Genomic DNA, 14,108 nt, shown 5'->3' with positions numbered 1-14,108 from the left:
TCCTCACCGATTCCTAGGGGTTTGCTTAGTGTTCGGCGAATTCCCTGGCGAGATTCCGCGAATTTCCCGGCGAAGAGAAGCGTTTTCGTACGACGGCGACAGCCGCGTCCACGGCCCCGGCGTTGACACGGCCTGTCAACTTCCGATCACACACCGATCGGGACGGCCCGCCCCGCGCGTCACCCGCCCGCCGGCCTGCCCCGGCCCGCCCTGTCCAGCGTTTCCAGCGCCCACCCCAGATCCGCCCGGCCGCTCACGTCCAGCTTGCGAAAGACGCTGGTGAGGTGGCTCTCGACGGTGCGCAACGTGATGCGCAGGCTCTGGGCGATCTCCTGGTTGGTCGCGCCGGCCGCCGCGAGCTCCGCTACGCGTCCCTCCCCCGTGGTCAGCACGTTCTTGACTCCGCCCGCTCCCTGGTACATCCGCCCGCCCGCGGCGACGAGCCGGCCGCGGGCCCTCTCGGCGAGCCCGCGAAATCCGCACCGTACCGACAGGTGCACGGCACGGCGGAAGTGCCCGCGCGCCGCCTCGCGGTCGTCCACCCGTAACAGCGCCTCGCCGAGCAGGGTTTCGGCCCTGACCAGATACCAGCGCACCTGGGTCCCCGCCAGTGTCTCCACCGCCTCGGTGAGCGTCTCCACCCCGTCGCGTCCCTCGGCGATCGCCCCTCTCGCCAGCAGGGCGAGCCCCCGGCCGGACGCGTTCCCCCAGCCCTCGGCGAGTTCCTCGCCGTGCTCGGCGAACTCCCCCGCCTCGCTCCCGCGGCCCAGGTCCGCGAGCAGGCAGGCCGCCTCCAGCCACCACGGCGCGAACATCGGGTTCCTGATGGTGAACTCGGCGAGCAGCGCGCCGCAGTCGGCCAGGGACGACAGCGCGCCCGCGTGGTCGCCTCGCGCCGCCGCCAGGTACGACCTCGTCATCAGCACCCGCGGGTAGTCGAGGAGGGAGTCCTCCACGACCGGCGCGGCCATCTGGTCGAGCACGTGGGCGGCCTGGCCGAGGTCGCCCCGCCGGGCGAGCACCACCGCCAGGGTCGTCTTCGGCGCCGTCACGCTTCCCGACCACGGCCGCTCGTCCGCCAGCTTCACGGCCCTGACCGCGTCCACCAGCGCCCCGTCGACGTCGCCCGCCTCGCCCAGGATCCACGACCGCCTGGACAGGGCCGCCACCTGGCCCCAGGTGTCCCCCTTCCCGACGCCGTACGAGATCACCCGGCCCATCGCCCGCACCGCCTCCTCGACCTCGCCTGCGAGCGAGAGGACGTACGCGGCGGCGCCGAACGCCTGGCTCCAGAAGTTCTCGTCCGGGCCGCTGAGCGCCTGCCTGGCGAGCGGCACGCAGGTCTGGGCCGAGAAGCCGGACATCGCGAAGATCAGGGATCGCCCGGCGAGCAGCTCGCGCTCGCTCCCGGCGGCCACCTCCGGTGTCCGCAACGTCACCGACCACTCGGCGACCATCTTCGCGGTGGACCTGCGGTTCCATCCGATCAGCAACAGCGCCGACTCGACCGGCGTGCGCGGCTCGCGGTCCTCGCCGGCCGCGTCGTCGAGTTCCGCCAGGACGGCGTTGAGCACCGCGACCGCCTCCGGCTCCCTTCCCAGGGGCGGCGCGACCCTGGCCAGCTGGATCGCCAGGCGCGCCCTCCCCCGCACGTCGGCGGCCTCCCGCAGGCCGTCGCGGAGCATCGCGTACGCCCTCGCCGGATCGTCGTGCCCGACCAGCCGCGCGAGCTCGGCCCGCGTGCCTACGTCGGCGGGGTCGTCCGCGACCAGCCGGCCCAGGTAGCGCGCCGCCACCTCCGGCGTCCCGTTCAGCTCGGCGCGGCGCGCCCCCTCCCTGAGCACGTCCCGCATCCAGGTCTCCGGGAGCTCGGGCAGCAGCACCAGCTGCGCGCTGGTCTCCTCGGCGGGCCGGCCTCCGTCGTTGAGCAGCCTGGCGGCCAGCTCCCGCCACCGGTCGAGCGTGGCGGCGGGCATGCCGCCCAGCACCGCGGCGCGCACACCGTCCTCGCCCAGCTCGGCCAGGCCGGTGCCGACGATCTCCTCGTCGCGCAGGACGCCGACCGCGGCGGCCACCAGCGGCTCGGAGACCCCGGACAGCATGCCCAGCAGTTCCGCGTCGGGGCGCCCCAGCACCGCGAAGGCCTCCACGACCCCGCGCACGTACGCGGGCTGCCGGTCGAGCGTCGCCAGCAGGTGCCCGGCGTAGAGCTCGGCCCCGAGCTCGGCGGCCCTGGTCTCGCCCCGGGCGTCGGGCGGCACGCCCTCCTCGCTCAGGCGCCTGAACAGCCGCGCGAGCAGCGCCAGGTTGCCCCGGCACCCCCTGGCGCACAAGCGGACGAACGGCTCCTTCGGCACGGCGTCCCAGCACAGCCGGGCCATCTTCCCGGCGTCCTCCTCCGACAGCGGCCCGAGGTCGACCACGCGGTGCCCGCGCGCGACGACGCCGGGAACCGCCCGCCGCCCGCTCGTCAGGCCGGAGCGGTGCTGGGCGAGCAGGACGAACAGCGGGAGGTGGTGCCCGCGGTTCATCAGGAAGTCCAGCCAGGTCAGCGACTCCTCGTCGCACCACTGCGTGTCGTCGAGCATGACGGCCACCGGTCCCGACACGGTCGCCTCGCTGACCCGCCGGAACAACCGGTGCGACAGCGGCGCGGTGCTCCCCTCCGCGTGGAACGGCGCCTCGCCGAACAGGCTCTCCGCCGCGCGCCAGGACAGGCGGGCCCCGGCGGGCGAGCAGGAGCCGCGCAGGATCACCACCCCGACGCGCCGGGCGTACCGTTCGAGGGCGTCGAGCAGGGCGGTCTTGCCCGACCCGGCGGGCCCCCGCATCAGCATCAGGCACGCACCGCTCTCCGCGACCCCGTCCAGCCCGGACACCAGCGTGCGGAACTCCGCCTCGCGGCCCACCGGCCTGGCCTCGCCATGGAAGATCCGTCCCGACATGGTCACCATCCCGCTCCATCAAGTCACCGCGTGGCACATGGGCACGGGGGAACGCGCTTCGGGGGTCGGCCGGCCGAGACCCGAACATGGCTCCCGCCAGCTCTCATCCGAGATCTAATGGGCAGGCGAGCTAGTCTTTGATCCAGAAGATCTCCCATTCGGGCATCGACATGCCACCTCCGGATGGGTGCCCGGTCACTCGCCGATCCGGGCCGGCCGCGCTTTTGACGTTAGCTTCCCGAATCTTGTTCGGCAAAGCCCTATTCGCCGGGAGTTCACCCGGATCCCGGCGCGGCACGGGGTCGCGCGACGGCGCGGAGCGCGCAGATCCGGAGCGCTCAGGCGCGGAGCTTGGCGTAGAACCGGTTGCACTCCTCGTAGGCGGGGAGCAGACCGCGCCGCCGGGCCTCGGCGAGGGCCGGGGCCGCGGCGTCCTTGGCCGACAGCAGCGGCGCCACCTCCGAGGGCCACCCGATCCCCAGCTCCGGGTCGAGCGGGTCGACCCCGTGCTCGCGGCCCGGCGCGTATCCCTCGGAGCACAGGTACACCACGACCGCGTCGTCGCTCAGCGCCATGAACCCGTGCCCCAGCCCCTCCGACACGTACACCGAGCGGTGGTCGACGTCGTCGAGCACCACCGACTCCCACCGCCCGAACGTCGGCGACCCCACCCGCAGGTCGACCACCACGTCGAAGACCGACCCGCGCACACACTTCAGGTACTTGGCCTGGCCCGGCGGGACGTCCGCGAAGTGCACCCCCCGCAGCGTCCCGCGACGCGACACCGAGAGGTTCGCCTGTGACAGCGCCAGCCCCTGCCCCGTCGCCCCGCCGAACACCCCGCCGTGGAACCACTCGTGGAAGCTCCCGCGCTCGTCCTCGAACACCTTCGGCTCGAAGACCCACGCACCCTCGATACCGAGCGGACGCATGCCCATGTGCCTCTCCCTCCGAGATCACTCCCGCTCCCGGGTGACGGCTCTCGCCGGGACCGTTCCAGGGCCGATGAGCCGATTGTCATGGATTAGGGGCCGATCGAACGGATGACCGGGACAAGCTGGCCACTTCTGGTCATCAAGGACGCCAGGGGTCACGGGCAGGGGACGGGTGGTCCTTCGCGAGAGCGCCGCCACCGGTGCCGGGCCGGGGATGAGTCCGGCACCGGCGGCGGGCGGTCCTCAGCCGTCACCGGGCGGCGACTCCAGCGACTCCAGCCAGCCCTCGATGGCGCGGGCCATCGAGGGAGACCTGTCCTCCAGCATGGTGTAGTGGTCGCCCTCGACCTCGCGGAGGACGTGCTCGGTGTGCCAGGTGGCGCGCCAGTCGTCGGTGACCGGCACCTCGCCGTCGAAGCCGGTCAGCGGGGTGTCCGGGTGCAGGAACAGGATGGGCGCCCGCACCTCCCCCACCGTGCTCTCGCGGAACAGCCGGTAGTAGCGGCCCATCGCCGCCAGCCGCGCGCTGGTGAACGGGCCGAACGACGCCTCCCTGTCGAACATGCCCCGCACCAGCTGCATGCCGATGTCGTCGATGACCTTGTCGTCGGGCATGAAGGTGTCCAGCAGGATCAGTCCCACCGGGTTGACGCCGATGCTCTCCAGGTAGCCGACGGCGGAGTGCGCGAAGATCCCGCCCGCGCAGTAGCCGAGGACCGCGAACGGCTCGTCCCCCGCGGCCCGGCGTACGGACTCCGCCCACACGCGCACGGCGGCGTCGACCGTTCCCGGCAGCCTCTCCTCCTTGGCGAAGCCGGGCACCGTGAGCGCGAAGAGGTCCCGTACGCCGCGGAAGTTCGCCGCGAGCCGGGCGAACTGGGTCGCCCCGCCCAGCGCCATGGGGGTGCTGAAGCAGAACAGCGCGGGCCCGCCGGGACCGGAGGCCAGCTTGACCGGCGGCGGGACCTCGTCGAGTTCCTCGACCGAGGAGAAGGAGGGACGCAGGTCGGCCATCGCCCGCAGGAGGCCCATCGCCTCGTGCATCTTGCCCGCCTTCGCGGCCTCGTGGAACAGCGCGCTGGGGGTCTCGGAGGGGTCGGCCCCGCCCGGTGCGCCGTCCTCCCCGCCGCCCAGGCGGGCCGCCAGCTCGCCCAGGAGGTGTTTCGCCAGGTCGGAGGGGTTGGGATAGTCGAAGACCACCGTCGCGGGCATCCGCAGCCCGGTCGCCTTGACGAGGGCGTTGCGCAGCTCCATGGAGGTGAGCGAGTCGAAGCCCGCCTCCAGGAAGTTCTGGTGCGCGTCGATCGCCTCGGGGCCGGGGTGGCCGAGCGCCCTGGCGGCGTGCGCCCGCACCGCCTCGCGCAGCACGTCCAGCCTCTCCTCCTCGGGAAGCCCGGCGAGCCTCGCCGTCAACGGCGCCCCACCGCTCTCCTCCTCCTCGTCGTCGCGGCCGCCGCCGTCGAGGATCGCGGTGACCTCGGGGAGGGCGCGCAGCAGCGGGCGGGACCTGGAGAGGGTGTACGCGGGGGCGAACCGGCTCCAGTCGATGTCGGCCACCACCAGGTGGGACTCGTCGTGGTCGAGGGCCTGGCCGAGCGCGGCCGTGGCGGCGGAGGGGTCCATGGCGCGCACGCCGAGACGGCGCAGCCGGGAGCCGACCTCGTCGTCCACCATGCCGCCGCCGCCCCAGGCGCCCCAGGCGACGCAGGTGGCCGCCAGTCCCCGCGCGCGGCGCCGGGCGGCGAGCGCGTCCAGGAACGCGTTCGCCGCGGCGTACGCCGCCTGTCCCCCCTGGCCCCAGACGGCGGCACCCGAGGAGAACAGCGCGAACAGGTCCAGCGGGCGGTCGCCCAGCAGCTCGTCCAGGTGCCGGGCGCCCGCCACCTTGGCGAGCCCGACCTCGGCGAACTCCTCGACCGTGGTGCCCGCCAGCGGCGCGCCGTCCTGGACGACGCCGGCCGCGTGGACCACCACGCGGAGCGGGTGGTGCCCGGGCAGCGAGCCCAGCAGGCGGCGCAGGTCCTCGCGGTCGGCGACGTCGCACGCGGCGATCGTGACCGTGACGCCCAGGGCCGTGAGCTCGGCCTCCAGCTCGGCCGCGCCCGTGGCGGCGCGACCGCGCCGGCTGGTCAGGACCAGGTGCTCGACGCCCCGGCCCGCCAGCCAGCGGGCCACGTGCGCGCCGACCCCGCCGGTGCCGCCGGTGACGAGCGCGGTGCCGCCCAGCCGCCGGACACCGCCTGGACCGGCGTCGCGGGACTGCTCCACCGCACCGGAAGCCTCAACGGAAGCCGGGGAGCCGGACGAACCCGACTGCTCCGTGGAACCAGTGAAGTCCGTGAAGTCCTGAGAAGCCGGGGAAGCCGGGAAAGCCGGGGATCGGCCGGTGGAGGTCTCGCCGAGGGGTGCCCGTACCATCCGGCGGGCGAGGATCCCGTTCTCCCTGACCGCGAGCTGCTCCTCCCCGCCCGGCCCGGCCAGCACGCCGCAGAGGCGGTCGACGGCCCGCTCGTCCGGGGCGGGGGGCAGGTCGACGAGGCCGCCCCAGGTGTCCGGGTGATCCAGGGCGAGGACGGTGCCGATCCCCCAGACCTGCGCCTGGAACGGGGCCGCGTCCCCGGGCCGCCCGGCCTCCGCCGCGGAGGCACCCTCGGATCCGGGGGTGCCGGTGTCCACCGCGCCGGCGGTCACGGCCCACAGCGGGGCGGTGACCCCGGCGTCGTCCAGGGCCTGGACGAGCGTGACGGTCGCCGCCGTGCCGTGCGAGAGTCCCGGGTGCGCCGGGTGGGGGCGTTCGTCCAGCGCCAGCAGGGAGAGCACGCCGGTCACGGGCTCGTCGGCGAGCCGGTCGCGCAGCGCGGAGGCGAGCGCGGCGCGGTCCTGCCCGGCCACCTCGACGGGCACCACCCGGGCGCCGTGCCGGGCGAGTCCCGCGACGACCCTGTCCACCGGGTCACGGTCGCCGTCGGCGGGCAGGGCGACCAGCCACGAGCCGGTCAGCGTGCCGCCCACCGGGTCTCCGACCGGCCGCCAGGCCACCCGGTAGCGCCAGGAGTCGATCGTGGCGCGCTCCCGCGTGCGCCGCCGCCAGGAGGACAGCGCGGGCAGCACCTCGTCCAGGACGCCGGGAGCGATCCGAAGGTCGTCGGCGAGGCTCAGCGCGTTCCCGTGCTCGACCGCCTCCCAGAAGGCGGTGTCCACCGGGTCGGCGGCCGGGGCCCGCACGACCGGCGCGGACTCCAGCCAGTAGCGTCGCCGCTGGAAGGCGTAGGTCGGCAGGTCCACCGGATCGGCCCCGGGATACAGGCCCGACCAGTCGACGGTGACGCCCCGGACGTGCAGTTCGGCGGCGGAGGCCAGGAGCCTGGGCAGCCCGCCGTCGTCGCGGCGAAGGGTGCCGGTGACGACGGCGTCGTGGCCGAGCGCGTCGAAGGTCTCCTGCAGGCTCATGGTGAGCACCGGGTGCGGGCTGGTCTCGACGAACACGCCGTACCCCTGCGCGGCGAGCGCGCGGACGGCGCCGTCGAAGCCGACGGTGCGGCGCAGGTTGGTGTACCAGTACTCGGCGTCGAGGGCGGTGTCGCCGACCCAGTCGCCGGTCACCGTGGAGATCATCGGCACCTCGCCCGCGCGGGGCTCGATCGGCCCGAGGTCGCGCAGCAGGCGCTCGTGCAGCTCCTCGACCTGCGCGGAGTGGGAGGCGTAGTCGACGGGAACCTTCCTGGCCCGTACGCCCTCCGCGGTCAGCTCGTCGATCAGCTCGTCGAGGGCGTCCGGGACGCCGGAGACCACGACCGAGCGGGCCCCGTTCACCGCCGCGACGGAGATCCGGTCCCGCCAGGGCTCCAGCCGCGCGGCCAGCTCCCCGGCGGGCAGCGCGACGGAGACCATGCCGCCGCGCCCCGCGAGCACGTCGCCGATGGCCCGGCTGCGCAGGGCGGCGACGCGGGCGCCGTCGTCGAGGGAGAGCGCGCCGGCGACCGTGGCCGCGGCGATCTCGCCCTGGGAGTGGCCGATCACGGCGTCGGGGCGGATCCCGTACCCGCTCCAGAGCCGGGCCAGCGACACCATGACCGCCCACAGCGCCGGCTGGATCACGTCCACCCGCTCCAGCGCGGGCGAGCCGGGCTCGCCGCGCAGCACGCCGGACAGCGACCAGTCCACGAACGGCGCCAGCGCCCGCTCGCAGTCGGCGACGTGCGCGGCGAAGGCGGGGGACGCGGCGAGCAGCTCGGTGGCCATCCCGGCCCACTGCGAACCCTGGCCGGGGAAGACGAACACCGTCTTGCCCGGTGTCCCGGCCGCCACGCCGGTGACCGCGCCGGCGGTCTCGTCGTCCGCGACCAGCCCGCGCACCCCGGCCAGCAACTCCTCGCGGTCGCGTCCCACGACCACGGCCCGGTGGGGGAAGGCGGTACGCGCGGCGGCGAGGGCGAGACCGACGCCGGCGACGGGCTGGCCCGGGTGGTCCTCGGCGTGGGCTAGGAGCCGGTCGAGCTGGGCGCGCAGGACGGGCCCGCTCTTGGCCGAGACGGTCCACGCGGTCGCGACCCCCGGCAGCGCGAGCGCCGGTGCGACGTCCGTGAGGCCGGCCTCCCCGGGCTCGCCGGGCTCTCCTGGCTCTCCTGGCGCGGGGGCCTGCTCGACGATCACGTGGGCGTTGGTGCCGCTGACGCCGAAGGAGGAGACACCCGCGCGGCGGGGCCGGTCGGCGTCGTCCGGCCACTGGACGGGTTCGGTCAGCAGCCGGACGTTCCCGGCCGACCAGTCCACGTGGGAGGAGGGCTCGGACACGTGCAGGGTGCCGGGCAGGACACCGGCGCGCAACGCCATCAGCATCTTGATCACGCCCGCGACCCCGGCGGCGGCCTGGGTGTGGCCGATGTTCGACTTGATCGAACCCAGCCAGAGCGGCCGGTCCTCGGGACGGTCCTCGCCGTACGCGGCCAGCAGGGCCTGCGCCTCGATCGGGTCGCCGAGGGTGGTCCCGGTGCCGTGCGCCTCGACGGCGTCCACGTCGAACGCGGCGATACCGGCGTTGGCCAGCGCGCGGCGGATGACCCGCTGCTGGGACACCCCGTTCGGGGCGGACAGGCCGTTGCTGGCGCCGTCCTGGTTGACCGCGGAGCCGCGGATGACGCCGAGGATCGGGTGGCCGTTGCGGCGCGCGTCGGAGAGCCGCTCCAGCAGCAGCATGCCCGCGCCCTCGCCCCAGCCGGTGCCGTCGGCGTCGTCGGAGAACGCCTTGCAGCGGCCGTCCCGCGCGAGGCCCCGCTGGCGGCTGAACTCCACGAAGGTCTCGGGCGTGGCCATCACGGTCACCCCGCCGGCCAGGGCGAGCGTGCTCTCCCCGCGCCGCAGCGAGTCGCACGCCCAGTGCAGCGCCACCAGGGACGACGAGCACGCGGTGTCGACGGTGACCGCCGGGCCCTTGAGCCCGAACACGTAGGCGACCCGCCCGGAGATCACGGCGGTGGAGTTGCCGGTCAGCAGGTGGCCCTCCACGCCCTCCGGCAGCGCGTCCAGGCCGGTGCCGTACCCGCTGGAGAAGGCGCCGACGAAGACGCCGGTCTGGCTGCCCTTCAGCGACGCCAGGTCGACGCCGGCCCGCTCGAAGGCCTCCCACGACACCTCAAGCAGCAGCCGCTGCTGCGGGTCGGCGGCGAGCGCCTCGCGCGGGGAGATGCCGAAGGAGCCCGCGTCGAAGTCCCCGGCGTCGTAGAGGAAACCGCCCTCGCGGGTGTAGCTGGTCCCGGGCCGGGTGAGCTCCGGGTCGTACAGGGCCTCCAGGTCCCAGCCCCGGTCGCCGGGGAACTCCGAGACACCGTCGCGGCCCTCCGCGACGAGCCGCCACAGGTCCTCGGGGCTGCGTACGCCCCCGGGGAACCGGCATCCCGCCGCGATGACCGCGATCGGCTCGCGGTCCTTGGCCTCCGCCTCGCGCAGCCGCTGCTGGGCCTGCTGGAGGTCCGCGGTCACCCGCCGGAGATAGCCGAGGAGCTTCTGCTCGTCCGCCACGTCACGTCACCTTCCCCACACGTCGAGCCGGGCGCCCACCGCTGGGGCGTTCGGCACGGAGAGACCGTTCATCGGAGAGACCGTTCATCGCGGCGGGAGCACCACGCGGAGACCGTTCGTCGGAGGGACCGTTCGTCACGGCGGGAACGCCGCGCGAAGACCGTTCGTCGGAGAGACCGTTGTTCGTCACGGCGGGAACGCCCGGGAACACCGGGAGCACCGGAAGCACCGGAAGCACCGGAAGCACTGAGAACACCTGGAGCACTGGGGACACCTGGAGCACTGGAGACACCGGGATCAGAGCCCCTTGTCGATCAGTGCGAACAGCTCGTCGGCGCTCGCCGACTCCACGCCCTCGCCGCCGGCCGCGCCGTTCGCGTCCGGCTCCGGGCGGTCGCCGCGCCACTGGGCCAGCAGACCTCCCAGACGGGTGGCGATCGTGAACCGCGTCTCCTCGTCCGGGGTGATCTCGGTGAGCACCCGGCCCAGCCGGTCGAGTTCCCGCAGGACCTGCGCCTCGGTCGGCGCCTCGTCGGGCGCCATCTCCGCGCGCAGGTAATCGGCGAGGGCGGTGGGGTTCGCGTAGTCGAACACCAGCGTGGCGGGCAGCCGCCTGCCCGTCGCGGCGTTCAACCGGTTGCGCAGCTCGACCGAGGTGAGCGAGTCGAAGCCCATCTCGTCGAAGGCCCGGTCGGCCTCCACCTGGTCGGCGGAGGCGTGGCCGAGCACGGCGGCGACCTCCGCCCGTACCAGGTCGAGCAGCATCCGGTGGCGGTCGGCGGCGGGGAGCGCGGCCAGCCTGGCGAGCAGGTCCGCGCCGCCCTGGCCGCCCGAGGCCCCCGTCGCGGTACGGCGGGCGGGCGCGCGCACCACGCCCCGCAGCAGCGGTGGCAGCCGGTCGCCCCTCGCCGCCAGCGCCCTGGTGTCGAGGCGGATCGGCGCCAGCGCGGACTCCGGCCTGCCGGAGGCCGCGTCGAGCAGCGCCAGTCCCTCCTCCGGTACCAGCGGCACGATACCGTCGCGGGCCATCCGGCCGACGTCGGCGTCGGTGAGGGTGCCGAGCATGCCGCCCACCTGGGACCACGGGCCCCAGGCCAGCGACAGCGCGGGCAGCCCCTGCGCGCGCCGCAGCCCGGCGAGCGCGTCCAGGAACGCGTTGGCCGCGGCGTAGTTGCCCTGCCCGGTGCTGCCGAGCGTGCCGGCCACCGACGAGAAGAGCACGAAGGACGACAGGTCGAGGTCGCGGGTGAGCTCGTGCAGGTTCAGCGCGGCGTCCACCTTGGGGCGCAGCACCCTGTCCACCCGGTCGGGGGTGAGGGAGGCGATCGTCCCGTCGTCCAGGACGCCCGCGGCGTGCACCACCGCGGTGAGCGGGCGCCCGGCGGGCACCCCGGCCAGCAGCTTCGCCAGGGCGGTCCGGTCGGCCACGTCGCAGGCGGCGATCTCCACGTCCGCGCCCAGGGCCGTCAGCTCGGCCCGCAGCCGCTCCGCGCCCTCGGCGGCGGGGCCGCCGCGTCCGGCCAGCAGGAGGTTGCGGGCGCCGTGGGCGGTCACCAGGTGGCGGGCGACGAGCCCGCCGAGGCCGCCGGTGCCGCCGGTCACCAGCACGGTGCCGTCCGGGTCGAGCGGAACGGGCAGGGTGAGCGCGATCTTGCCGATGTGCCTGGCCTGCGACAGGAAGCGGAACGCCTCGGGGGCGCGGCGGATGTCCCAGGCGGCCACCGGCAGCGGCCGGATCGCCCCCCGCTCGAACAGGTCGAGGAGGGCTCGCAGCATCTCCCCGATCCGGTCGTACCCGGCCTCGACGAGGTCGAAGTCGCGGTAGCGGACACCGGGGTGCGCGGCGGCGACGGCCTCGGGCGTGCGGAGGTCGGTCTTGCCCATCTCCACGAACCGGCCGCCGCGCGGCAGCGTCCGCAGCGAGGCGTCGACGAAGTCGCCCGCCAGCGAGTTGAGCACCACGTCGACCCCTCCCCCGCCGGTCGAGGCGAGGAAGGCGCCCTCGAAGTCCAGGGTGCGCGAGGAGGAGATGTGCGCCTCGTCCAGGCCCAGGGAGCGCAGGACGTCCCACTTGCCGGTTCCCGCGGTGCCGTAGACCTCGGCGCCGAAGTGCCGGGCGAGCTGCACGGCGGCCATACCCACCCCGCCCGCGGCGGCGTGGATCAGCACCTTCTCGCCCGCCTTCAGCCCCGCCAGGTCCACCAGCGCGTAGTACGCGGTGAGGAAGGCGACCGGCGTCGACGCGGCCTGGGCGAAGGTCCAGCCGCCGGGTACGGCGACCAGCTGGCGGTGGTCGGTGACGGCCAGCGGGCCGAACGCGCCGCCGTCGAACATGCCCATCACCCGGTCGCCCACCGCGAACCCGGTGACGCCTGGGCCGATCTCCACGACCCGGCCGGCTCCTTCGAGGCCCATCGCGCCCGCCTCGCCCGGATACATGCCGAGCGCGTTGAGCACGTCCCGGAAGTTCACCCCGGCGGCGCGGAGCGCGACCCGCACCTGTCCGGGCGCCAGCGGGGCGACGGCCTCGGGCGCGTCCAGGAACGTCAGGTTCTCCAGGGTGCCCTTGTCCCTGCTGTCCATCCGCCAGGAGGCGGCGCCCTCGGGCGGCGACAGCGCGGCGCCGGTCGCGCGGACGAGCCTGGCGGCCAGCACGGCCCCGCCCTCCCGCAGCGTCACCTGCGGCTCGCCGGTGGCGAGCGCGGCGGGGAGCCGTCCGGCCGACGCGGGGTGGCCGTCCAGGTCGGCGAGGACGAACCGGTCGGGGTTCTCCGCCTGGGCCGAGCGGACCAGGCCCCACACGGCGGCCCCGGCGACGTCGCGGGCGGTCTCGCCGGACCCGGCGGAGACCGCTCCCCGGGTCACGAAGACCAGCCGGGAGCCGCCGAGGCGGTCGTCGGCCGTCCACGCCCGCGCCAGGTCCAGCGCCCGCCCGACGGCCGAGCGGACGATCCCGGCCACGGCCTCGGCGTCGCCATCGGTCTGAGTGCCGGTTTCAATGTTCACGAGGACCACGTCGGGGACGGCCGCGCCGGAGTCGAGGGCCGCGACCAGCTCCTCCATCCCGGCGTAGGAGGCGAGGGAGGTCCCGGCCGCGCGCAGCGCCGCCCCGGCGCCGGAGGCGTCGCCGCCGAGCAGCGCCCACTCCCCGGCCGGTACGGTCCCGGTCTCGGCCGGAACCCACTCCACCCGGTGCAGCGAGCGCCCGGCGTCCGGGCGGGCACCGGCGAGGTCGGCGGAACCGACCGGGCGCAGCACGAGCGAGCCGATCGACACCACCGGGCGCCCTGCCTGGTCGGCCGCCTCCAGGCGCAGCGAGTCGCCGCTCGTCGGGACCACCCGCACCCGCAGGCCGGACGCCCCGGCGGCGTGCAGCTCCACCTCCGACCACGTGAACGGCAGCGCGGCGTGCTCCGCCGAGGCGTCGCTCAGGGCGAGAGCGTGCAGCGCGGCGTCCAGCAGCGCCGGGTGGATGCCGAACAGGGAGGCGTCGGTGGCGACGGCCTCGGGCAGCGCGATCTCGGCGAACACCTCGTCGCCGCGCGTCCAGGCCGCCGTGAGGCCCTGGAAGGCCGGGCCGTAGTTGAGGCCGAGGCCGGCGAGCCGTTCGTAGAGGCCGTCCGTCCCCACCGGCTCGGCACCGGGCGGCGGCCACGCGGTGAGGTCCTGATCACCGGCGGGCCCGGAGGGGGCGAGGAGGCCGGTGGCGTGCCGGGTCCACGGCTCGTCGGCCGGGAGGTCCTCGGCGCGCCCGTAGACGCTGACCGCGCGGGCCCCGGACTCGTCGGGGGCGCCGACCACGACCTGCACCTGGACGCCGCCCTGGCCGGTCAGGACGAGCGGGGCCTCCAGGGTGAGCTCCTCGACCCTGGCGCAGCCCGCCTGGTCCCCGGCCCGGATCGCCAGCTCCACGAGCCCGGTGCCGGGGAACAGCACCGTCTCGCCCACCGCGTGGTCGGCGAGCCACGGGTGCGTACGGGCCGAGAGACGGGCGGTGAACAGGTGACCGCCGGAGTCGGGCAGCTCGACGGCCGCGCCCAGGAGGGGGTGGCCGGGGGTGCCGAGGCCGACGGACTCCGGGTCCCCGGACGAGGGGACGTGCAGCCAGTAGTGGTGGTGCTGGAAGGCGTAGGTGGGCAGCTCCACCCGGCGCGGCCCCTCCACCCCGGCCGCGCTCGCCGCGTCGGCGAAGAAGGTCTCCCAGTCAACG

Annotated in this window: 4 protein-coding genes; all 4 read right to left on the bottom strand. The window is 75.2% G+C overall.

Features of this window, described 5'->3' with window-relative positions; genetic code table 11:
• Nucleotides 1-179 precede the first annotated feature (179 nt).
• Nucleotides 180-2,954 (bottom strand): BREX system ATP-binding domain-containing protein, encoded by a 2,775-nt coding sequence (locus tag ACFYWM_RS43055; RefSeq protein WP_389927186.1) that lies wholly within the window; start codon nucleotides 2,952-2,954, stop codon nucleotides 180-182.
• 329 nt (nucleotides 2,955-3,283) lie between these two features.
• A complete protein-coding gene (rfbC, locus tag ACFYWM_RS43050; RefSeq protein WP_389927183.1) occupies nucleotides 3,284-3,883 on the bottom strand; it encodes a dTDP-4-dehydrorhamnose 3,5-epimerase in 600 nt (199 codons plus the stop codon).
• A gap of 240 nt (nucleotides 3,884-4,123) precedes the next feature.
• Nucleotides 4,124-9,898, bottom strand: a complete 5,775-nt coding sequence (locus ACFYWM_RS43045) for an SDR family NAD(P)-dependent oxidoreductase (RefSeq protein WP_389927181.1) — start codon at nucleotides 9,896-9,898, stop codon at nucleotides 4,124-4,126.
• Nucleotides 9,899-10,195: 297 nt separating this feature from the next.
• Nucleotides 10,196-14,108: SDR family NAD(P)-dependent oxidoreductase (locus ACFYWM_RS43040; RefSeq protein WP_389927179.1), on the bottom strand; the 3,913-nt coding region annotated here is incomplete at its 5' end.

The organism is Streptosporangium sp. NPDC002721 (assembly GCF_042888905.1).
Taxonomy (GTDB): Bacteria; Actinomycetota; Actinomycetes; order Streptosporangiales; family Streptosporangiaceae; genus Streptosporangium.
Note: the sequence above shows the minus strand (reverse complement) of the source record. Positions and strands in the feature narration are given on the sequence as shown.